Raw genomic sequence first — 21,604 nt, 5'->3', positions numbered from 1 at the left:
GGCAACCCCCGGGGGCGCCGCCCCCGCGCCCCCGGTTGTGGCCCCCCCGCGTGCGGCCCTGGGGGGGGCCTGGGGGGGGGGGGGGGTGGCGCGGGGCGGGGCCGCCCACCACCGCGACGTCCTTGTGGTGGCCGGCGAAGGCGTCTTCCCCGCCCAGGAAAGCAACCGCCCGGTGGGCCGCCGTGGCCAGGTCGTCGCTGAGCCCGGCGGAGAGTTCGTCGACCCGGTCGTGGTCGATGTACCGCTGCTCACGCAAGGACGTCAGGTGGCCTTGAGCGCGGCGGAGTTCGGTGAGGTGCCCGATCCAGGCGTCGGCGCTGTCCAGGGTCTCGCCACGCCCGCGGCGCACGAGCGCGGCGATGCGGGTGACCGCCTGGTCCAGGGCGTCGGCGGCCTGAGCGGTCAGGGCCGTGATCGCCGCGAACTCTTCCAGGATCTGTTCGGCAGTGCCCCGGACCTCGGCCAGTGGCTCGTGCAGTTCCCCGAGGCCGTGCTCAGTGAGCCAGTGGTGGCGATCGGCCGTCCGCACGCACGCCGCGGCGACGGCCTCGTACACGGCGGCGTTCGGGGTCATCTCCTCCGCCATGCGGGCGACCGAGAGGCAGTCGGCTATGCCGCGCACCAGATCGGCGTTGCCGACGCGGTCCAGCGGTCCGGTACCGCTCGGCCGGCCGAGGGCGTACGTGTCCGTGGTGTAGGGGGTGTCCCATACCTGCACCGGGTGGACGCGGGCCGGTTCGGTGGAGTCGGCGCGCAGCAACACCAGGGTGCCGTCGTCGAGGAGCGCGTACCCGTGACAGGACAGCGGGCTGCCGACCTCCTTCCGGATGACGTTGTACGGGAGGAGCACGGTGCGGCCCTCGGCGGGAGCGTGGAAGACGTACAGCACGTCCTCGCCGTTCGGTGACCGGACGACCCGATCGAACTCCAGGCCCTCGGTCGGAATGTCGAAGGTCCGCACCGCGCCGGTGGCCAGGCAGTAGCCGCCCGGGAAGATCACCCCTTGCTCGTCGGGCAGGGTGAGGCAGGCCTGCCCGAGACCGTCCAGCCGGATCACCTGGTGCGTTCGGGTGTTCGTGGCCAGGTACCGGGCGGCGTTCTCGTTGTACGGGCGGACTCGCAGCAGGATCAGCGCTCCGGCGCGGGCATGGGCGATGTCGGCGTCGGCCAGCGCCTGCAGCGGCTCGTCGACCGGCTCGGAGTACACCTCAACGCCGGTGCCGCTGTCGTTCTGTGTCCTGACCGTGAGTGTGCCGCCCACCGTGGACACGAAGACCTCGCCCTCGATCGACACGTGTGGGTGACGGCCCAGGACGTGGTCGTCGCGGGTGGTCTCCCGCCACGCGATGTCGTACGCGGGCGGCACGACGTGGTCGCGCTCGCCGCGGGCGTCGAGGTACGAGGCCGTGCCGTCGGCGGACACCTGCCAGCGCAGGACACGGATGTCGGTGAGGGCCGGACCGGTCCGGAACACCGCGAGCAGCCGGGTGCCGAGGACCCGTAGCCGGAGCAGGCGGGCGTCGCGGTAGTAGCGGTACAACTCCGCCAAATCCTGCCGGACACGTGGGTTATCCAGCAGCCCGGAAACGGTGTCGGTGCCTACGGCCTCGAAGTCGCCCAGGTCGTGAAGCGAGAACACGTCCCCGACGGAGCCGCCGCTTCCTGGTGCGTCGTGACCGAGCAGCAGTCGTCCGCCCACAGTCGCGATGTCGCGCGGGACACACGCGCCCGCAGTGCACAGGCGCCCGCTGCGGGCCAGCCGTAGCCCCCCGGATCCGAAGGTCTCCACCCGGCGGGCGTTCAGTGCCTGAGTCCTGTCGGACAGTTGGCGCGCGGCGGCGGTGAGCCGGGTGCGCAGTACCTCGTACGTCCCGGCTTCCAGTCCGCCGTGCTGCTGCTCGGTGACCATCGTGTACGTGCCCCTCCGTTCTCCTCGGCCGGCTGTCAGGCGTGGGCCGTGCCGTTGAGGCCGGCGACCGGGGTCTGGTCGAGTCCGAGCTCTCGTGCCGTGTCGAGCAGTTGCCGGAACTGCCCGCTCTGGGTGCCTCCCGCGCTGATCAGGCGCATGAGCAGGGCGGAGACCGTCAGGTCGCGGACCCCCGCGGCGTCCACGGAGCCCAGCACGCGAGCCAGGTCGTCGGCGATGTTGGACTCGCCGTCCAGCCAGGGACGGGCCAGCGCCTGGACGGTGTCGGAGTGCCCGACGAAGGCGTCCACGCTCCTGCCGAACGAGACGGACTTCACCAGCCGGTCGAAGAACACGCTGTCCCCGCCGACGATGTCGATCTTGGCCTTCTCCAGTCCCGCGCCGACCAGCGCCGCCTGCGCCTCGGCGATCTGCCGCTGGACGTCCAGTCCCGCCAGGCGGATGTCCTTCTCCGCGGCCAGCCGCAGCCGGTACTCCTCGTGCCCGCGCGACGCCTCGTCCAGGGCGGCCATCGCGGCCGCCTTCTCGGTGAGGCCGGCGGCCTCCGCCTTCAGCTTCTCCCCGATCTCGGTCGCGGCGGCGTGCGCCTTCTCGACGGCCACGGCGGCCTCGGCCCGTCCGGTCTTCTCGATCGCCTCGGCGTCCTTCTCGCGGACCTGCACCGCTGCCAGGCCCTCCGCGGCGGCCTCCGCCTGCACGCCCTCGGCGAGCCGGACCTTGGCCTGGGCGTCGAGCTCGGCCGCCTGCCTGCGGGCTTCGGCCAGCGTCAGCGTCTCGCGGGCCTTGTGGTGGGCCGCCGCCTCGGCCGCCTCCGCCGCCTTGATGTCCTTGACCAGCTTCTCCTGGGCCTCGGCCTCGGCGTGGATGACGACGGACTGGCGGGCGCGCTCGGCCTCCTCGACCGTGCGCAACCGCTTGATGCTCTCCTCCTGCTCGGCGACGGTGCGGTCGACGGCCACGCGCTCGCGGATGACCTCGGCGATCTCCCGCTTCTCGCCCTCGACCTCCTTGTCCTTCGCAATGCGGGTCAGCTCGGTCTCGCGTTCGCGCGCGATGACCTCCAGCAGCCGGTCCTTCTCGATCCGCTCGTTCTCCACGGCGATCACCCGCTCGCGGTTCTTCTGCGCGACGGCGACCTCGCGGGCCTGGTTCTCGCGCTGGATGCCCAGTTGCTCCTCGGTGCGCAGGAAGGCGCCCTGGGCGTTGAGCCGCTGCTCCTCCTGAACCTGCGCGGTGGTCGCCTCCTCCTTGGCGCGCAGGGTCTCGACCTCACGCCGCTGCCGGATCTCGGCCTCGGCCTGGCGGCGCTCCAGCTCCAGGATGGTCTCGCGGGCGTCGACGTTCTGGCGCGTGATCTCCTTCTCCTCCGTGCGCTGGAACTCGTTGGTCCGCACGTGCTCGATCGCCGTCAGCTCGGTGATCTTCCGGATGCCCTGGGCGTCCAGGATGTTGGCGGCATCCAGCTGGGTCATCGGGGTCTGCTCGAGGAAGTCGATGGCCGCGTCGTCGAGGTGGTAGCCGTTCAGGTCGGTGCCGATGACCGAGATGATCCGGTCCCGAAACTCCTCACGCTTGGTGTAGAGGTCGACGAAGTCCAACTGCTTGCCGACCGTCTTCAGCGCCTCGGAGAACTTGGCGGCGAAGAACTGCTGGATCGTCTCCTGGCTGCTGGCCCGTTCCGTGCCGATGGACTGGGCCACCTTGATGACGTCCTCGACAGTCTTGTTGACCCGTACGAAGAAGTTGATGTGGATGTCGGCGCGGATGTTGTCTCGGCAGATCAGACCCTCGCGGCCGGTACGGCGGATCTCCACGGTCTTCACCGAGATGTCCATGACCTCGGCCTTGTGCAGTACGGGCAGCACCACGGCCCCGGTGAAGGTGACGTCGACCTTCTTGGCCTTGGAGATGATCAGGGCCTTGCTCTGCTCGACCTTGCGGAAGAGCCGGCTGACGATCAGGAGCATGCCCAGAACGATGAGCAGGACGACGGCGACGAGCACGCCGATCCCGATGGTGATGGCATCCATCAGCGATCCTCGGTGAAGAGATACGGAAAGTGAGAAGACGGGTGGGACGGCGGGCTCAGAGGGCCGGACGGCGATCCGGGTCGAGCGCGGCGTCGTACGGCGCGACCAGGAAGTACTCCCGGACGGCGTCGTAGTCGAAGATCAGGGCGGTGCTGCCGCCGATCAGGCCCTCGTCGGGTCCGGCGGTGCGTACCTGGAGGACAGCGGTCGATCCGTCGTCGGCGGTGACCTCGGCCTGCCCGAACCCGGCGGTGACGCGGCCGGTACGGACGACACAGATCTTGCCGACGAAGTCGGCGCGCGACGGCGCGCGTTCTCGGGGCACCAGCCGGCGCAGCGGCATGAGCAGCGCGCGCGTGCCGGCCCAGGAGCACACCAGCGCTCCCGCCAGAACGGCGGTGCCGGTCAGCGGCCCGCCGCCGGTCAGGACCCGGCCGGCCAGCGCCGTGAACCACGCGATGGTGATCAGCAGCGACAGCGTGACGGTGAGCGGGACCCCGCCGAGCCCGAGGCCTGCGAGGAAGCCGGCGAAGCCCCCCGTGTGCTCGTGTCCGTCGTGTCCGTCGTGGTGGGCGTCGACGCCCTCTCCCCCGTGTCCCCCGTGCCCCCCACCGAGGGCGTCGACGTCAAAGCCACCGAGCAGGACACTCCCCCAGTACCCGATGACCACCACGAGCGCGAAGCTGAACAGGGCCGTGGGGTAACCGAGCGCGGCATCGACGAACTCGCGCATCCCCCTGCCCTCCCCTGCTTCGTGCAGTGGCTCCGTTGTCGGTGCCATGACGATGGTGGCAGGACGGGTGACCGGTGCACATTGCCGGTTCCCGGCAATCTTTACGCTTCGTTGACGGCCTGTTGACGGCGCGACCCGCGGGTCAGAGGGGCTGGTCGGGCCGCCTCCGTAGCGGCCATCCACCTCAGCAGCCTTTGGTGCCCACAGGTGCCCTCGCCGAGATCAGGGCACGAAAGGATCGGCGTCGCGGGGGCCCATTACTGACCCCTGCGTCTGATGATGGTCCCTCGTGCAGGGACGAAACGCACGCGCGATTCCTTGCGCCGTACTGTTCAGGTGAAGTGAATTCGTGTCAGCCGACGCTTTGGAACAGGAATGACACCATCGCTCTGGTCTATTTCCGGCTTGGGTGAGGGGCGCCTTGAGCCCTGATTGCGTCTACCTGCTCGGTGCGCCTCCGTGATCGCGGGCGTAGGTCTGAAAGATCTCGCGGGTGGTGCCGGCAGTGTGGAGGAAGCGTTGCTCCAAGATTGCTGCGAGATCGTCGAGGGCAGCCGTGAGGATGTTGGCGGTGAGATGGACGTCAGCACGGTGGGCGGCACACCCGCGCTGGGCAAGTTCAATCGCATACTCTGCGTGGACGGCTAGGGATGTGGTGTCCTGACCGTCGTGGAAGTAGTAGGACTCGGCGTACTGCAGGAGGTCTACGCCGATCCGAGCGACCTCAGTTGCCAGCCCCGCGAGGAGGATGGCGCCGCTGTCGGTGTCCAGCTGCTCGCTGGTGGGGTCGGTGGTTCGAATATGGGAGATTCTCAGCGCGAGAGCCCGCCGTCGTGCCAGAGCTGGGTAGATACCCAGGATCCAGGAGACCGTAGCGGTCAGCAGAGCGAACCCCACCAGAGCTTCCAGGGGCCCGACGATGCGTAGCCATCCTGCTGTCGGTGCAATGTCGCCCAGGCCCAACGTCGCCAAGGTGACCAGGGAGATGTATACAGCGTCCACAAAGCTGGCGTGTTCGGCGGGTTCCAGGCCAGTTGCGTAGGAGAAGGCCTCTGGTAGGTGTGGCCAGTAGATCAGCGTCCACCCCAGGGTTACCCCGCCGGCCCACATCGCCACTACGGTCACTATGCCGAGCGGTCCTGCGAGCCCTGCCTGCCGCCGGCGTGTACTGAGCCGTGAAGAGAGCCTCCATAGGATCGTCATGACGAACCGGCTCAGACCTCCGTGACGAGTGGGGTGCCACAAGGTGTGGAACACATCTCTCAGGATGATTCCGACGGTTCCCGCGCCGACCAGCGTGATCAGCCATTTCATGTGACCTCCCGACGTTGCGGGTGCAGCGGGAGTCGGCGAGCACAGCGACTCCACCGCCGGTGACGGCGCCGTCTCGACTACCTGTCCGGGCAGCCCTACCTGGGGGATATTGTCGCTGGTCGATATCCTTCATGAAGGCAATTACACCGTCGCATCCGGTGCCTTCTGCGGTGTACCTCCCCCCCCCCGAGGTGCTTCCCATGGCTTGGCGCAGCCGCGGGCGACGGCCAAGCCGAGGTCAACACCGTTACCTCGGGGCCTCGCAGCGGCACTGCCAAGCCCTTCTTTCCCTCCGCCGCAGCGCCCTGGTCAATGAGGCCGAGGCGGACTCCCGGCGTCCCCGACTGACCGGTGAAGGTGAGAAGGCGCCCCCGTCCGGGACCGGTCCGGATCGCCCCGCGGGGGCCGGGGGGCACGCAGCGGCACCCGGCCCTCAGGTCCTCCTCAGGAAAGGCTCAGGGTTCCACCAAGCGACGGGGTGGCGGCCAGCCCGATGATCGAGCTGTCCCGGAGACCGGGACGGGGGACCGGGCTACCCGAGATGCCGATCTGTGCTGCCGGGCGTTGCGGCGTGGGTTCGCTCGGCACACCTGTCGCTGTGTCGCGGGCCGCGCTACTTCGCTCCGACGAACCGTTCGGTGTCCCCGCCATGGAGACCACGGAGGGTCCCGGTCACCGCAGCGAACTGAGAAGAGAAGAGGAGATCCAGTGATCTACAAGAGCAGGCATCCGGACGTCGACATCGTCGATCGCCCCGTCCATGAATGGGTGCTCGGTGATGCGGCCCGGCGCGGAACGAAGCCCGCCATGGTGGACGTGTCCAGTGGACGCACGCTCACCTACGGCGAGTTGGCCGAGCTGGTCCGCGGGCTGGCGGCGGGCCTTGCCGCCGAGGGCATCGGCAAGGGTGACGTGGTCGCGTTGCACTCGCCGAACACGGTCCTGTTCCCCGTGGTCTTCTACGCCACCACGACAGCGGGCGGGACGCTGACCACGTTGTCACCGCTGGCCACACCGGCCGAGATCGCCAAACAGCTGATCGACGCCGAGGCGCGGTTGATGGTGAGCCTGTCGGCACTGATCGAGACTGCCCGGGCCGCCGTAGGGCTGGTCAGGAGGATGACCGGCCGGAACATCGAGATCCTGGTCTGTGACCGGGTCGATGGTCACCGTTCCGTAGTGGAGTTGCTGGGCGACGGCGACGTACCGGCCTTCGAGCTCGACCCGGCCGCCGACGTGGCCGTGCTGCCCTATTCGAGTGGCACGACGGGTGTGCCCAAGGGCGTGATGCTGACCCACCGCAATCTGTGCACCAACCTGGCGCAGCTGAGTGCCCTGCATCAGGTCGGCGAGGACGACCACGTCATCGCGATCCTTCCCTTCTTCCACATCTTCGGGCTGACGGCGCTGATCAACAGCGCGCTGCTGCGTGGCGCGACGGTGTACGTACACGCCCGATTCGATCTCGACGCGTTCCTGACCAGCCTGGAGCGCGACCGCATCACGCACGCCTACGTCGCCCCGCCAGTCATGCTCGCGCTGGCCAAGCACCCCGCGGTCGGGAGCCTGGACCTGTCGCATCTGCGGCGCATCATCTGCGCGGCGGCACCGCTCGACGCCGGACTGCAGGCGGCGGTGGCCGATCGGCTGGGGGTGGAGGTCGGGCAGGCCTACGGCATGACCGAGCTGTCTCCCGCGTCCCACATCCATGCCGACGGCAACCGGGACGAGCCCGTAGCGTGCGTGGGGCACCTGCTCCCGTCGACACAGGCACGCCTGGTCGATCCCGATACCGGGCGGGACGTGGCGGAAGGGGCGCCCGGCGAGGTGTGGATCCGCGGGCCACAGGTCATGAAGGGCTACTTCGGTCGCCCGGAGGACACCGACGCGACGGTCGACGCCGACGGCTGGCTGCACACCGGCGACATCGGCCGGGTCGACGAGAACGGGAACTGGTTCATCGTCGACCGGGTCAAGGAACTCATCAAGTACAAGGGCTACCAGGTGGCCCCGGCCGAGCTCGAAGCCATCCTGGTGCAGCATCCTGGTATCGCCGACGCGGCCGTGATCGGTGTGAACGACGAAGAGGGCAACGAGATACCCAAGGCGTTCGTGGTGCCCGTCACCGGGGTGCCGGTATCTGCCGCCGACGTGATCGCCCACGTCGAGGGTCAGGTCGCCCCGTACAAGAGGATCCGCCGGATCGAGTTCATCGAGGCGGTGCCAAAGGCACCCTCAGGCAAGATCCTCCGGCGCCTGCTTCGGGATCGGGAGCCGGCCCGCCCCTGAGCGGCCGCCGTGCGCGTCGGACCGGTGCTGGGGACGTGGGGTTGAGCGCTCAAGTCGCCTGCATTTGAAGCGTGTTGTAAAGTTTTTGTGTGGGCGGCGCGGTTTATCTCTTCGGTCAGTACACGCTGGACGCGGACCGCCGGCGACTCAGCCATGGCGGGCAGGCGGTCGACACCGAGCCCCAAGCCCTCGAACTCCTGTGCCATCTGGTCGAGCACCGCGACCGCGTCGTAACCGAAGAAGAGCTGCGCGACCGGGTGGGGCACGGGCATGCGGTCAGCGAGGCCACACTCGTCGGCTGGCTCCGGGCGGCTCGTCTCGCGATCGGTGACAGTGACACACGACCGCAGCTGATTCGTGCCGTGCACCCGCACGGCTATCGGTTCGTCGTTCATGCGACGGTGCATTCCACCACGCCCACGGTTCCCGGCGTCCCTGCAGTGGCGGAGGCGGACCACGAGGTCATCCGCTTCTGCCGGTCCGTGGACGGCACACGCATCGCCTACGCGGTCACCGGCGAGGGTCCACCTCTGGTGAAGACCGCCAATTGGCTGACACACCTTGACCTCGACCGGACCACTCCGATGTGGGCGCACTGGTTCGACGGTCTTACCCGCGGCCGGCAGCTCATCCGCTACGACGAGCGAGGCTGCGGGCTCTCCGAGTGGTCGGTGCCCAGCTTCTCCCTTGACGACCTGGTCGCCGACCTCCACTCCGTGGTCGACGCCGTCGGCCTCGACCGCTTTCCTCTGCTCGGGGTGTCACAGGGCGGTGCGGTGGCGGTCGCCTACGCCGCGCGCCACCCCGAGCGGGTCAGTCATCTGATCCTCACCTCCGCCTATGCCCGGGGACAGCAGATCCGTGCGGGCACCGACAGCGAGCGCGATGCGGCCGAGGTCGACCTCAACCTCGCTCGTGCAGGCTGGCGGTCGCGAGAGAACAGTTTCCTTCGCTACTTCGCCTCGCAGTTCCTCGCCGACGCCACTCGCGAGGAATGGGACGCGTTCGCCGACTACCAGCGGCAGACGACCTCGCCCGCCAATGGTCTGCGCTTCCTGGAGGAATTCACCCGCATCGATGTCTCGGGCATCGCAGGCGACGTGACCTGCCCCACGCTGATCATCCATTCCCGTGATGACGCGCGGGTCCCCGTCGCACAGGCCCTGGAACTGGCCACGCTCATCCCCGACAGCCGGCTCGTCCTGCTCGACAGCCGCAACCATCTATACACCGCCGCCGACCCGGCCTGGCCCACTTTCCTTACCCACCTATACAACTTTCTCTCCGAGCGGACGTGAAGGGCCCTCTGGGTCTCTGGCCTGCTGGCCGGGCACGGGCATGAACGTGCCCGCCCCCGGAACGCGGTGGTGCCGCCGCGGTGAGGTTTTCTTCACCGCGGCGGCACCAGAGGAGCCGGATCTCGGGCCAGGGACCCGTCAGGTGGAGGTCAGTGCTGGATCTTCGTGACGTCGACCTCGGCCAGGGCCTTGAGGTGGAGGCCCAGGTCTTGCAGAGCCGGCGATGACCATCTTCACGGACGATGGTCTTACCGGTCCGATGGCCCCGGCCCGCGCGGAACGGTTCTGGAAGAACGCCGAAATCGCGCGTGACGCGAGCGATTTTCGCGCGGGCCGGGGAGGCTTCGACGGCACCCCCGTGGGGTCAGCCGATGACGATGTCGCAGTCAGCCCTGCCGCGGGCCGCGATGTCGGCGAAGTCCGCCTGGATGGCGGGGTCGTATGCCGCCGAGCTGATGGTGCGGGTCTTCTTGCCGGGCACGGCCTTCTTCCCGGTCGAGTGCGAGACGCGCGCCGCGTCCCACGTCAGGTCACAGGTCCAGTGGAAGGTGCGGACGAGCAGGTGGGAGTTGTGCCCGCTCCCGGTGACGGACCAGTTGCCGTCCGCCTTCACCACGAAGGTGACGCTGCCGCTGACGTCCCGGCTGCTGTCGCTCGTGGCGAACGTGATCGACTGGCCGTCCGCGGCGACGATCTTGGTGGTGTCGTTGGCGTGCGCGGGAAGCGTTCCCAGCAGCAGGGAGCCCAGGCCGGCCCCCGTCGCGATCAGCAGCGCCAGCCCCCGACGAGTCCGGGCCGTGCCGGACGTCCTGGTGTTGTTGAGCCGCATTTTCAGTCCTTCTCTCTCGCGTATGTCGCGTGTCTGAGGTGAGTGCCGGGTTGGGTGTGATTCCCCCATGACTGCTCCTCGGCCCGGCACTCCCCAATCATTGGGCTCAGTGGCAGGTCAAGGCTTGGCGGAGGTCTGAGGCTTGCCTGAGGACGGGCTGAGGGTGTGCTGAGGGCGTTTTCCTCAGCACTGGCGGGGTTGGTGAGACGTGTGTGAAAACGACGTCCGATGAGCTGGATGCGAAACTGGGTGTGCGAGGCCGCGGGGATGCTTCCCCACACGCCGCAGGCCGCACGTCGCGACACCGAGCATCGGCGACATCGGACCCTGGATATCGCCGCGTCTGATCGCTTGTGGACCTTCCCTCGAGACGGTCTGATCGCTCATCCTCACCGTCAGCCCGAACCGGCGATATAGGCTGCGCGGCGCATGGTGCTGCAGGCTCGCCCACATGTCGGCGCGGGCCCGCTGTGGAATCAGTCTGAGCAAGCCCGAAGGCAGTCACGGCACGACGTGTGAGTCTCCGTCAGCTTGGAGGAGATTGTGGTCCCCGGCTCTGGGGCCATGCGGCTCACTCGCTCAGGAAAGCGTCGATGTGCGCCAGGAACTCATCCCAGGCTGGCTCGGACGCCGTGAGCAGGTGATTGCGGCTGTCGAGCAGGACCAGCCGGCTGCCGGGAATGAGAGCGGCCAGCTCGTTGGCCTGCGAGACCGGCACCCGTTCGTCGTCGCGGGAATGGAGGATCAGCGTCGGACAGGCCACCCCGTGGGCTATGTCGGACACATCGATCCGGGCGAACTCCTCCAGGAAGCGGATTCCGTTGGCCGGGGAGGTCGTCTGCCGCTGGAACGCGGTGAACTTGTCCCAGTCGTCCGGTGTGCCCTCGGGCAGGAACTGGGAGGCGAAGACCTGCAGGAACCGGGGGTCCTGATGGGTCCATCCCACCCGGGCCACGTCCAGGTCGAGGGCCGCCTCGGCGGCCTCGGTCTCGGTTCGGGCCCGGACCTGGCGTCCACGGGAGTAGGCTCCGGCGAGGATCAGGCGGCTGACCCGCTCCGGATGACGTACGGCGTACGCCACCGCCACCGCACCGCCCTGGGAAACCCCGATCAGCGGGAACCTGTCGACGCCCGCCGCTTCGACCACGGTCTCCAGGTCGTGGACCCAGTCCTCGAACGTGAAACTGGGGACCACCCAGTCGGAGAGGCCGCACCCGCGCTCGTCGTAGCGGATCAGCCGGCGGTTACGGGCGAGGCCGCCCAGCCAGTGCGACCACACCGGAGTCGTCCACTCCAGGTCGAGATGAGACATCCAATTGGCAGCCTTGAGCAGGGGCGGGCCCGAACCGATGGCGGCATACGCGATGCGCGTGCCGTCACCGGCCCGGCAGAACCGGATGGTCTGACGCCCGGCGCCGGTCGGTCCGCCGACTGTTGCCGCTTCGGTGCCGATTCTCTGGTCGCGGCCTGCGGGAGAGGTATCGCCGACGGCTGTCACCGGAGCCACGAACTGACAGCCCCGCCGGTGCACGGTACGGATCAGCTCCTGACGGCTGCCGGTGTCACCCACGGCCCGACGCGCGGTCCGCAGTGCCGTCGTGAGCGCGGCCTCGCTGACGAAGCGGTCACCCCACACTTCGTCGAGCAGCTCCTCCTTGGGAACCACCCGGTCCCGGTGCTCCACCAGGTGGCACAGCAGGTCCAGAACCCGGGGCTCGACGTGAACCGGCTTGCCGGCACGTCGGAGCTGGTGCCGAGCCACGTCCAGCTCGAACTCCCCGAAGTGATACTTGTCCCCCTGCACCTTTGCAGCGTACAACTCCCCCTTGTGGACGTACACATGCCCGATGGTGGCTTGATTCGGGGCCCTCGTGCCAGGACGCACCCGATCTGGACGTACCAATGAACCGAAGCCGGACCATCGACCGTCTGCTGTTCTGGGTGTGCTCGGCAGGTACGGCCTTTCCTCTGACTGCGATTCCGACCGCTCTGATCGGCCAGCCCCAACAATGGTTCCTCGCGGGGACACACGTCATGCAAGCGGCATTCCTTGCCGGTGGAGCGAGGCACTTTGCGAACAAACAACGCAAACAGCGCGAAGGTGCATGGCAACCGCCTGACTCCGTGGGGCCGACCTGAGCGGTCAAAGTGAGGTGACCGATTCACGGGGGATTGCCTGGACGCCCGTGTGGAGCAGGTTTCGGCGTGCAAGAGAGAGGGCCCCGGGGTACCTGCCAGTATTCCGGGGCCTTCGTTTGTCGCTTCTCCGTACGGTTCAACGACCAGACCCCATCATGGTCACGCGCTTGGGTGTCGAAACTGCGACATTGCTGCCGGTGACTGGGCGGTGGTCAAGTAGGGCCGGTGAGGACGTGGCTGGGCTGTACTTACAGGGACGCGGGTCATGCCAGGAAGCCAACGATGTAACGGGTGACATGGGCGGTGTGCCGTCCGCGTGTCGTGCCGGGGGAGGCCTGCGGTCCCCGGGAGCCGCGGAGACTGACTCCATGCCTGGGAAATCCTTCTCGCGGCCAGACTCTGCTGGCCCGAGCGAGCCGGAGCAGATCGGGGCCATGGCGACCCTCACAGTTCTCGCGGGCGCTGTCGACGCGATCAGCTTTCTCACCTTGGGCCATGTCTTCACCGCGCTGGCCACGGGCAATCTGCTGTTCTTGTCTTTCGCCCTCACTGGCAACGGTCACGTGCCCGCGGCCCGGCCCGCCGTCGCGATCGCCGCTTTCACGCTCGGGGCGGTGACCGGATCGCTGTTCACACGACGGCTCCTCGTGCACGGTCGGCGCTGGTTCCCCGCGGCGCTGGCCGCCGAATCCGTCCTGCTCGCGGCAGCCGGCACTCTGGCCTTGTGGCGGCACGGCACCGGCTCCCTCAACGACGACCCGGACTATCTGGTCATCGCTGTCGTGGGTCTGGCCATGGGCATGCGCGCGGACGCCGTCCTGCGCGCCCGCATCCCGGGTATGCCGACCCTGCTCGTCCAGATGTCGCTGATCCGGCTGCTGCACGACTTCACGTCAGGCGACGACGGCATGATTGCGGGCAGTGACCGCCAGATGGCCCGGCTCCGGCTCACGGCGACGATCGTCGGAATTTTTGCCGGAGGTCTCCTCGGCGCGCTGATGGTGCCGTGGGGAACCGGCCGTGCGCTACTGACCGTCGCTGTGGGCGTTGCGGTCGTTGCGTGCGTCAACATGCTGCTGCCCCGCTGCCGCCAGCGAGGCTCGGCAACGTAGCGCTCCGCAGTACGGCGGGGTGGTCGCAGTCCACCCCGCCGTGCATGGTCGCAGAGGCAATCGGTGCAGCGGCAGAGTCGAGCTTCCTGCTCGACTCTGCCGCTGCCACCGAGTGGCGCGGCACCGTGACCTCATGCCGGCAAGGGCACCAATCCTTGTCACGAAGCACTGCGGGCGTTCACGGCGGCGGGCTCGGAACCTCGAGCCCCTCCTGCCCCGTCGGCGTGCCCGCGGTGACAGCGCAGCCGGGAACGATGCCCAGCGACGTCAGGACGGAGTGAACCTGCGCGGCGTGGGCGGGAAAGCCCGTCCCAGGACTCAGCGCCAGGTCTGTGACGCTCCGCCGCAGTTCGGAGAGTCCATCGAGCACGTCGTAGGAGACGGAGCGGCAGCTGGAAGAGGTATTGGTCGGCCCCGTCATCGATCGGTCCCCTCTCGTTCCAGCGGCCGTCCGACCAGGGGTGAGTGAAGGCACCCACACCTACTCACCTCTCATGTTTCGAGACTGTCCCGTCGTGCTCAGCTCAACGGCGTGAAGTCGCGGGCGCCGATGTACTCCGGGCGCCGCGCTGGGGCCGCGAAGGGTTCCGTGGCCGCGTTCTCCACGCTGTTGTAGACGATGAAGACGTTGCTGCGCGCATAGGGTGTGATGTTGTCCCCGCTGCCGTGCATGCAGTTGCAGTCGAACCAGACTGCCGACCCGGCCGGGCCGGTGAACAACTCGATGCCGCGCCGCCTCGCCATGCCGGTCAGGGCCTCGTGGGAGGGGGTGCCGGCCACCTGCATCTGGAGCGACCGGCGGAAATTGTCGGGCGGCGTGGCGCCGGCGCAGCCCAGGAACTGATGGTGCGAACCCGGCATGATCATCAGTCCGCCGTTGCACACGAGGTTGTCGGTCAGGGCGATGGAGACCGACACGGCGCGCATGCGCGGCAGTCCGTCCTCGGCGTGCCAGGTTTCGAAGTCCGAGTGCCAGTAGAAGCCGGTCGCCCCGAAGCCGGGCTTGAGGTTGATCCGGCTCTGGTGGACGTAGACATCGGATCCCAGGATCTGGCGCGCTCGGTCGGCCAGCCGGGGGTCCCGCACGAGTTGCGCGAAGGTCTCGCTGATCTTGTGGACCTCGAAGAGCGAGCGCATCTCGTCGGATGCGGGTTCGACGATCGCCCGGGGATCGGCTCGAACGGCCGGATCGGATCGGAGCCGTTCGAGCTCGGAACGGTAGACGTCGATCTCCCGCGCGGTGATCTGGGCGTCGACGGTGAGGAAGCCGTCGCGCTCGTAGCCGCGCAACTCCGTCGCCTCGATGGGGCCGGGACCCTCCGACCACACGACCGGATCAAGGCGCGGCGTGAGAACTTCCGACATACCGCGGGTGGGATAGGCATCGGTGTGCGTCATCGGGACAGTCATGCTCGGTTCACACCCCTTCGGTCTCGGTGATCAGTGGATAGGCACCGGTGGAGTCGTGTACTTCCCGCCCGGTGACCGGGGGGTTGAACACGCAGACGAACCGCAGGTCGGTGGCAGGCCGCACGGTGTGCCGCTCGTGACCGTCGAGCAGGTACAGGGTGCCTGGTGAGAGGCGGTGTGTCATGCCTGTCTCGTGGTCGGTCACCGCGCCCGTGCCGTCGATGCACAGCACGGCCTCCACGTGGTTCGCGTACTGCATGGTGGTCTCGGTACCCGCGTACATCACCGTCTCGTGGAGTGAGAAGCCGGCACCGTCTCCGGCGAGGACGATGCGCCTGCTGCGCCATGTGCCGCCCTCGGCGGAGACGTCCCGGTCGGTTCCTTCGAGTTCGTGCAAGGTCCGGACGATCACTGTCGTTGTCTCCTCTGTTGCTGTCAGCAGGTTTCGTCGACGGCCTGCGCGAGCAGACCGAGGCCCTGGGCGAGCTCCTCGCGGGAGATGGTCAGCGCGGGCAGCAGCTTGACGACCTCGCTCTCCGGACCGGAGGTCTCCACCAGCAGGCCGAGCTCGAAGGCTCGGGCGCACACCTTCGCGGCTCTGGACCGGTCGGGGAACTCCAGCCCCCACACGAGCCCCCGCCCGCGGTGCACCGCGCCCTCGTGCCGTGAGCAGATCGCCCCGAGCGCCGCCCGCGCGACCTCGCCGTGGGCCCGTGTCTGCCGTGCCAGCACGTCGTCGGACCAGTAGGACCGCAGGGCGGCCGCAGCCGTGACGAAAGCGGGATTGTTGCCCCGGAAGGTTCCGTTGTGCTCGCCCGGTTCCCACACGTCGAGTTCCGGCCGTAGCAGTACCAGGGACATGGGCAGGCCGTACCCGCTGATCGACTTGGAAAGCGTCACGATGTCGGGGACGACGCCTGCTTCTTCGAAGGAGAAGAAGGTGCCGGTGCGGCCGCAGCCCATCTGGATATCGTCCACGATCAGCAGCATGTCGTGGCGCCGGCACAGGTCGGCCAGGGCCCGAAGCCACTCCGGTCGCGCCACGTTCACCCCTCCTTCCCCCTGGACCGTCTCCACGATCACGGCAGCCGGTTCATTGAGACCGGACCCGCGGTCCGCGAGGAGCCGTTCGAACCACAGGAAGTCGGGGACCGAGCCGTCGAAGTAGTTGTCGTACGGCATCGGGGTTCCGTGTACCAGCGGGATGCCCGCGCCGGCCCGCTTGAAGGCGTTGCCCGTGACGGCCAACGACCCCAACGACATGCCGTGGAAGGCGTTGGTGAACGAGACGACCGCCTCTCGTCCCTTGACCTTGCGTGCGACCTTCAGCGCGGCCTCGACGGCGTTGGTCCCGGTGGGCCCCGGGAACATCACCTTGTGGTCCATGGAGCGCGGTTGCAGGACCAGATCGCGGAAGGTTTCCAGGAATTCGCGTTTCGCGACCGTGCTCATGTCGAGGGCGTGGGTGATGCCGTCGCGTCCGAGGTACTCGAGCAGGGCGTCCTTGAGTCCCGCGTTGTTGTGGCCGTAGTTCAGTGCCCCCGCCCCCGAGAAGAAGTCCAGGTACCAACGGCCTTCCTCGTCGCGGATGCGGCTGCCTTGCGCCAGGTCGAAGATGGTGGGCCAGTCACGGCAGTAGCTGCGTACTTCGGATTCCACGGCTTCGAAGACGGATGTGGTCGGTGCGGCGGGAAGAGCCACCGGTTACCTCCTGGCCAGAGTGGGAGCGAACGGCCCGATGCGGTAGAGCAACTCCGTATCGTGTGCATCGGGGAAGACAACGGTGTCGAAGAGGACCTCGCGGGTGACCGGGGCTTCGTGCCGCCCGGCGAAGGAAACGAAGAGCTGCGCGGAAGCGGTGTTCCCCGGGGTGATGGTCGCCTCCAGATGCGACACCCCGGCCGAGCCGGTATGTGATACGAGCGTGTCCAGCATGGCGGCTGCAACGCCGCGGCCGCGAAGCTCGGTATCCACGGCTATCTGCCAGACCACAAGGGTGTTGGGGAGTCCCGGTCGTATGTAGCCGGTGACGAATCCGCAGAGCTCACCGTCCGGACCCTTGGCGACCAGGGATGTCTCGGCGAAGTCGCGGCACCACAACAGGTAGCTGTAGGACGAGTTCAGATCAAGCGCCCCGCTTCGCCGGGCCAGTCGCCACATCCCGGCACCGTCCTGGATCTTGGGCCGTTTGAAGGTCACTCCGGCGTGGGGGGTCACTGCGACGGCAGAGCCCGTATCCATCACAGAACCGCCCTGATGAACTCGCGCGTGCGTTGCTGTCGCGGATCGTTGAACAATTGTTCGGGAGGTCCGGATTCGATGACGCGTCCGCCGTCGAACATCATGACCCGGTGCGAGATGTCCCGGGCGAAACCCATCTCGTGGGTCACGCAGAGCATGGTGATGCCGGTCTGGGCGATGTCCCGCAGCACGTCGAGGACGCCGGCGACCAGTTCGGGGTCAAGTGATGAGGTCACCTCGTCGAGGAGGAGCACCTCCGGCCGCATGGCCAGGGCGCGGGCGATGGCCACCCGCTGCTGTTGTCCGCCGGACAGCGTTGTCGGGTGTGCGTCGGCCTTGTCGCGTAGTCCGACGAGGTCGAGGAGTTCTCGGGCGAGTTCGACGGCTTCGTCCCGGTCCATGCCCAGCACGTGCACGGGCGCCTCGGTGAGGTTCGCGAGCACGCTCATGTTGGGGAACAGATTGAACTGCTGGAAGACCATTCCGATCCGCCTGCGGAGCTGCCGCAAGTGGCTCTCGCTGGCCGGCACCAGGTGTCCGCGCGCTCCGGACATGTGCGAGTACGGTTGCCCGTCCAGGTAGATGACTCCCTCGCTGACGCGTTCGAGTGTCATCAGCAACCGCAAGATGGTCGTCTTGCCCGATCCACTTGGCCCGATCAAGGTCACGCGTTCACCGCGCCGGACCCCGAAGTCCAGTTGGTTCAGAACGGTGTGCTCGCCGAACCGCTTCACCACGCCGTCAAACGTGATCCGGTCGATGCCGTCGCCGACAATGGGCTCGGTTAGGGTCACTACCAGCGGCAGGGATTCAGTAGGGCCTGGCAAGACGTTCCTCCAGTTTGCGCACGGCGACCGAGGTCGGATAGCTCGCGACCAGGAAGATCGCGGCGGTGAGCGTCAACGTCTCGAGATAGGCGAAGTGCTCGGAACCGAACTCGTTGGCCTGGTGGACCATTTCGGCGACGCCGATCACGCTGAGGAAGGGCGTCTCCTTGAACATCGAGATCACGTAGTTGCCCAGTGCGGGAATCACGTTGCGCACTGCTTGCGGCAGGACGACGGCCCACCAGATGCGGTGCCGTGGCATGGACAGTGCCACGCAGGCCTCCCACTGCCCCTTGGGCACGGCGTCGATGCCGGCCCGATAGACCTCGGAGGTATAGGCGGCATAGTGGATGCCGAGTACGGCGACGCCGATCGTCATCACGGGCAGGTGCGGAAGGAGCACCCAGGCGGCGAACAGCTGGATCATCACAGGTGTCGACCGTACGAACTCGACCACGGTTCGAACCGGCAGGCGAATCCATGCTCGAGTGCGGTGCGCCATCGCGACGACCAATCCCAATGCGATGGCAACGAGTGAGCCCAGCACCGTGACGACGAGAGTGAGCTGGAATCCGTGCAGCAGGATCGGTAGTGAGTCGGCGGCGTTGTCCCAGTCCCACATCACGCAGCCCCTTTCGGTTGGGCCGCGTTCGGCGTGGTGGCCGTGCCTCGCAGTCGGGTCGTGCGTCCGGTGCGCTGACCCAGTCGAGCCTTCCCGGCCTTCTCCAGGGCGTTCATGGCGAGGGTGAGGATGTATGCGAGTACGAAATACAGGACGAGCAAGGTCAGGTAGGCGTCTTTGGTGTCACCTGTGGCGGAGCGCAACTGCTGGATCCGGAATGTGATGTCGGCAACCGTGATCAGGGAGACCAGAGGAGTGGACTTCAGCAGTTGGATCAGCAGGTTGTTGAAGGGCGGGATCATCTGCGGCCACGCCTGCGGCAGTACCACCAGGCGCATCCGTTGCAGCGTGGTCATGTTGAGCGCGATCGCGGCTTCCCGCTGTCCCTGGGGAACGGCCGCCAGGGCGCCCCTGACGACTTCGGACCCGTATGCGCCGAAGTTGAGACCGAGCGCCACCACGGCGCAGGCCAGAGGTACGAGCTGGTAGCCCAGGATCGGCAGGGCGTAGAAGATCCAGAAGAGCTGGACGAAGAGCGACGTGCCGCGGAAGAACTCGACGACGAGACGCGACAGGCCGCGGACCGGTCTCCAGGGTGCTCGCGATCCGAAGCCCAGGACGAAGGAGAGGACCAGCGCGAGCAGGGCCCCGAGCACAGTCACTTCCACAGTGACCGCAAGGCTGTCCAGTACTCCGGGCCACGATCGGAAGAACTCGGTGAAGAAGTCACCCATGGCGGTCCGCCGTCAGCTCTTGCAGAGCGCGGCCGTCGTGAGGTCGGCGGGTGGGATCTCGGACTTGCCGAAGCCGTACTTGCCGACGAGGCCGACATACCGGTCGGGGTCGGAGGTGATCTTCTTCAGCTCGGTGTTGAAGGCGTCGCGCAGAGCGGTGTCCTTCGACCGGAACACCGCGCCGCCAGGGCTGTACTGCTGCTCTCCCTTGACCACGGGAACGAAGGGCTGCAGTACCTCGACGGGCGCGCCCTCGTTGGTCTTGGCGAGCCAGTTGAGGGAGATTCCCGTCAGGGCGAAGGCGTCGACCCGGCCCGCTACCAGGGCGTCCAGCCCGTCCTGCTGACTCTGGACCGAGATCACCTTGGCGCGCTCCACGCCGGCTGCCAGGGCGTAGTCCTTCTCCACGGCAGCGGTCAGCACCGCCACCCTGGCGGCGGCCGAAGCGCAGGATCCCAGGTCTGCGAGCTTCTTCGGGTTCCCCTTGCGGACCATCAACGCCGTCGGAGAGATGAACTCCGGCTCGGAGAAGATGGCGTTCTCGCAGCGCTCCGGAGTGATCGCCATCCCCGCACTGACCACGTCGAACCGGTTGGCGTTGAGACTCGGAATCAGAGCCCCGAAGTCGACGACGCTGGCTCTCAGCTCCCGTACGCCGAGCGCGGTGAAGATCTCCTTGTGCAGCGTGGGAGCCTCGCCGGCCAACCGCCCGGCGTCCTTGAAACCGTACGGTGCCTCATTGGCGAAGCCGATGCGTACGTATCCCTGCTTCCGGATCGCGGCAAGCAAGTCGTCCGAGCTGTCCGTCGCACTGCAGCCCATCAACAGGCCGGGGACCGCAACGGTTCCACCGGCAGCTGCGACGCCGGTCAGGAACGTCCTACGAGACAGGCTATGGCTGGGTGACACGAAGAAGAACTCCCTGAGTCGCGCGATGTGAGGCATGGCGCGCCGGATCCCGGGCAGGCGCGAGGCAATGGTCCGGCGGCCGACCTCCCGACAGATTTAGACTATGCAAACTTTGCACAGTCGAACCATTTGCATGGGATGCCGTTACCGAATCGCAGCCAGATGAGTGGTCATGGCGGTCGGCAGCGACCTGACAGGGCTCTGCCGGAGGGCGGCGGCCTCGGCGTCGACCCCCGACGGGGATTCAGCGACGACGTGGCGTCCGGCCCTGCGCGGCCCCATGCTGGGCGGCGCCGCGCATGCCCAGCCTCCGGAGTCCTCCTTCACTCGGAGGGCGGACTCGGATGGCACGGATGCTTTCAAGCGGCCAGGCTTGCGGAGTAGATGTGCGCTTGGGAACGCGGCGGGAGCTCGTGTGGCTGGCGTTGATGACGGCGGCGTCCAGACGCCGGGCAGCGAGGGGCGGGCCCGTCGGCTTCTTCCCGCTGTGCTCCTCGGCTTGGGCTTCGCGGTGGACCGCTTGGGCGCGCCTGAACTCAGCGGCGTGGCCTTCTATCTGGTCGCCCCGCTCATGGCGGCGGTACTGCTGTCTTTTGGAGCCGCCGCCTTGACGGGCCTTGCGGCCGTCGTTCTGGATCTCGTGTCGCTGTCGCGGCACGGAGAGAGCGTGGTCAGCGAGCCGCCGTCGGTGGCGGCTGTGGCGGTGCTGGCTGTCCTCATCAACCGGTTCCTGAAAGGGCGCATTGCCAGGCGAGCGTCTATTCGAGGAGGTCTCGGATCTGCCGCCTTGACGGGCCCCTTTGAGGGCTCGGGACCGTTCGACTCCCCGGCAGACCGTGGGGTCCTGGAACGGGGTGCCGACGCGAGGGGCCGCTTCCGTTTGGTCCGGACCACGCCTTACGGGCTCCGTTGCATCGTGGGTGAGGTTCGGTGCGAGCAGGTGCGTCCAGGAGGGGATGCGGCCGCGCTGCTTGCTGAATTCCGTGCCGCTGCCGATGAGGAACCGACTCTGGCCGAGGTCGTGGGGCGCATGGATCAGGCCCTGCGTCAACAGGCATCGCGGTGTTCTGTCACCGCCTTGCTCTTCGAAGTTCCCGTAACCATTCGCGGCCGGATGGATCGTTGAGCCGTTCACGGGCGTATGGCGGAGCGACGGCTGTGACCGCTCCGGCCGCGTCCTTCCAGCAAGT

The 21,604-nt window shown here is 67.7% G+C and carries 18 protein-coding genes; 4 read left to right on the top strand and 14 right to left on the bottom strand.

Features of this window, described 5'->3' with window-relative positions:
- The 4 genes from ACFW3D_RS30005 to ACFW3D_RS29990 all read right to left on the bottom strand — a co-directional run.
- A partial coding sequence (locus ACFW3D_RS30005; RefSeq protein WP_500509228.1) for a DNA repair ATPase occupies positions 1-1,909 on the bottom strand: 1,909 nt, incomplete at its 3' end.
- Positions 1,910-1,944: 35 nt separating this feature from the next.
- On the bottom strand, positions 1,945-3,957 hold the full coding sequence (locus tag ACFW3D_RS30000; protein WP_500509226.1) for a flotillin family protein: 2,013 nt from the start codon (positions 3,955-3,957) through the stop codon (positions 1,945-1,947).
- A gap of 55 nt (positions 3,958-4,012) precedes the next feature.
- Positions 4,013-4,690 carry a hypothetical protein gene (locus ACFW3D_RS29995; RefSeq protein ID WP_500509224.1) on the bottom strand — a complete coding sequence of 226 codons (678 nt, stop codon included), beginning with the start codon at positions 4,688-4,690 and terminating at the stop codon, positions 4,013-4,015.
- Between the two features lie 438 nt (positions 4,691-5,128).
- Complete coding sequence (locus ACFW3D_RS29990; RefSeq protein WP_500509220.1) at positions 5,129-6,004, bottom strand: potassium channel family protein; 876 nt, start codon at positions 6,002-6,004, stop codon at positions 5,129-5,131.
- A gap of 708 nt (positions 6,005-6,712) precedes the next feature.
- On the opposite strand from ACFW3D_RS29990, the gene ACFW3D_RS29985 reads away from it, so the two are divergent.
- Positions 6,713-8,293, top strand: coding sequence for an AMP-binding protein (locus ACFW3D_RS29985; RefSeq protein ID WP_500509217.1), 1,581 nt, complete (start codon positions 6,713-6,715; stop codon positions 8,291-8,293).
- Positions 8,294-8,382: 89 nt separating this feature from the next.
- Positions 8,383-9,591, top strand: coding sequence for an alpha/beta hydrolase (locus ACFW3D_RS29980; protein ID WP_500509214.1), 1,209 nt, complete (start codon positions 8,383-8,385; stop codon positions 9,589-9,591).
- Between the two features lie 364 nt (positions 9,592-9,955).
- Here ACFW3D_RS29980 and ACFW3D_RS29975 read toward each other — a convergent pair whose 3' ends face one another.
- Positions 9,956-10,420, bottom strand: a complete 465-nt coding sequence (locus ACFW3D_RS29975; protein WP_500509212.1) for a hypothetical protein — start codon at positions 10,418-10,420, stop codon at positions 9,956-9,958.
- A gap of 571 nt (positions 10,421-10,991) precedes the next feature.
- Positions 10,992-12,224 (bottom strand): alpha/beta hydrolase, encoded by a 1,233-nt coding sequence (locus ACFW3D_RS29970; RefSeq protein WP_500509209.1) that lies wholly within the window; start codon positions 12,222-12,224, stop codon positions 10,992-10,994.
- 769 nt (positions 12,225-12,993) lie between these two features.
- Here ACFW3D_RS29970 and ACFW3D_RS29965 point away from each other — a divergent pair.
- Positions 12,994-13,671: a YoaK family protein gene (locus tag ACFW3D_RS29965; RefSeq protein WP_500509206.1), complete on the top strand. Its 678-nt coding sequence runs from the start codon at positions 12,994-12,996 to the stop codon at positions 13,669-13,671.
- 519 nt (positions 13,672-14,190) lie between these two features.
- On the opposite strand, the gene thpD is transcribed toward ACFW3D_RS29965, so the two are convergent.
- The 8 genes from thpD to ehuB are packed head-to-tail and all read right to left on the bottom strand — an operon-like array spanning position 14,191 to position 20,414.
- Positions 14,191-15,081 (bottom strand): ectoine hydroxylase, encoded by an 891-nt coding sequence (gene thpD, locus ACFW3D_RS29960; protein WP_500509204.1) that lies wholly within the window; start codon positions 15,079-15,081, stop codon positions 14,191-14,193.
- Between the two features lie 7 nt (positions 15,082-15,088).
- Positions 15,089-15,493, bottom strand: a complete 405-nt coding sequence (locus tag ACFW3D_RS29955; protein WP_500509202.1) for an ectoine synthase — start codon at positions 15,491-15,493, stop codon at positions 15,089-15,091.
- A gap of 23 nt (positions 15,494-15,516) precedes the next feature.
- Complete coding sequence (ectB, locus tag ACFW3D_RS29950) at positions 15,517-16,782, bottom strand: diaminobutyrate--2-oxoglutarate transaminase (protein WP_500509200.1); 1,266 nt, start codon at positions 16,780-16,782, stop codon at positions 15,517-15,519.
- A gap of 3 nt (positions 16,783-16,785) precedes the next feature.
- Positions 16,786-17,322: a diaminobutyrate acetyltransferase gene (gene ectA / locus ACFW3D_RS29945; protein ID WP_500509198.1), complete on the bottom strand. Its 537-nt coding sequence runs from the start codon at positions 17,320-17,322 to the stop codon at positions 16,786-16,788.
- Entirely contained in the window at positions 17,322-18,128 is an 807-nt protein-coding gene (gene ehuA, locus ACFW3D_RS29940) for an ectoine/hydroxyectoine ABC transporter ATP-binding protein EhuA (protein WP_500509264.1), read from the bottom strand. The genes ectA and ehuA overlap by 1 nt, the downstream gene beginning before the upstream one ends.
- A 4-nt stretch (positions 18,129-18,132) precedes the next feature.
- Positions 18,133-18,771 (bottom strand): ectoine/hydroxyectoine ABC transporter permease subunit EhuD, encoded by a 639-nt coding sequence (gene ehuD, locus ACFW3D_RS29935; protein WP_500509196.1) that lies wholly within the window; start codon positions 18,769-18,771, stop codon positions 18,133-18,135.
- On the bottom strand, positions 18,771-19,505 hold the full coding sequence (gene ehuC / locus ACFW3D_RS29930; RefSeq protein ID WP_500509195.1) for an ectoine/hydroxyectoine ABC transporter permease subunit EhuC: 735 nt from the start codon (positions 19,503-19,505) through the stop codon (positions 18,771-18,773). Before ehuC ends, ehuD begins: the two co-directional genes overlap by 1 nt.
- Positions 19,506-19,517: 12 nt before the next feature.
- Positions 19,518-20,414, bottom strand: coding sequence for an ectoine/hydroxyectoine ABC transporter substrate-binding protein EhuB (ehuB, locus tag ACFW3D_RS29925; RefSeq protein WP_500509261.1), 897 nt, complete (start codon positions 20,412-20,414; stop codon positions 19,518-19,520).
- A 499-nt stretch (positions 20,415-20,913) separates the two neighbouring features.
- On the opposite strand from ehuB, the gene ACFW3D_RS29920 reads away from it, so the two are divergent.
- On the top strand, positions 20,914-21,540 hold the full coding sequence (locus ACFW3D_RS29920) for a hypothetical protein (RefSeq protein WP_500509194.1): 627 nt from the start codon (positions 20,914-20,916) through the stop codon (positions 21,538-21,540).
- The last annotated feature ends 64 nt before the right edge of the window (positions 21,541-21,604 follow it).

It is taken from the genome of Streptomyces sp. NPDC058864 (assembly GCF_042742985.1).
Taxonomy (GTDB): domain Bacteria; phylum Actinomycetota; class Actinomycetes; order Streptomycetales; family Streptomycetaceae; genus Actinacidiphila.
The sequence above is the reverse complement of the archived record's forward strand: the minus strand, read 5'-3'. Positions and strand labels throughout refer to the sequence as shown.

What these genes read in the sequence shown, in the direction of transcription:
- ACFW3D_RS29990 (WP_500509220.1), bottom strand. Translation starts at nt 6,004, where the DNA reads ATGAAATGGCTGATCACGCTGGTCGGCGCGGGAACCGTCGGAATCATC.
- ACFW3D_RS29995 (WP_500509224.1), bottom strand. Translation starts at nt 4,690, where the DNA reads ATGCGCGAGTTCGTCGATGCCGCGCTCGGTTACCCCACGGCCCTGTTC.
- ACFW3D_RS30000 (WP_500509226.1), bottom strand. Translation starts at nt 3,957, where the DNA reads ATGGATGCCATCACCATCGGGATCGGCGTGCTCGTCGCCGTCGTCCTG.
- ACFW3D_RS29965 (WP_500509206.1), top strand. Translation starts at nt 12,994, where the DNA reads ATGGCGACCCTCACAGTTCTCGCGGGCGCTGTCGACGCGATCAGCTTT.
- ehuD (WP_500509196.1), bottom strand. Translation starts at nt 18,771, where the DNA reads ATGTGGGACTGGGACAACGCCGCCGACTCACTACCGATCCTGCTGCAC.
- ectA (WP_500509198.1), bottom strand. Translation starts at nt 17,322, where the DNA reads ATGGATACGGGCTCTGCCGTCGCAGTGACCCCCCACGCCGGAGTGACC.
- ehuC (WP_500509195.1), bottom strand. Translation starts at nt 19,505, where the DNA reads ATGGGTGACTTCTTCACCGAGTTCTTCCGATCGTGGCCCGGAGTACTG.
- thpD (WP_500509204.1), bottom strand. Translation starts at nt 15,081, where the DNA reads ATGACTGTCCCGATGACGCACACCGATGCCTATCCCACCCGCGGTATG.
- ACFW3D_RS29975 (WP_500509212.1), bottom strand. Translation starts at nt 10,420, where the DNA reads ATGCGGCTCAACAACACCAGGACGTCCGGCACGGCCCGGACTCGTCGG.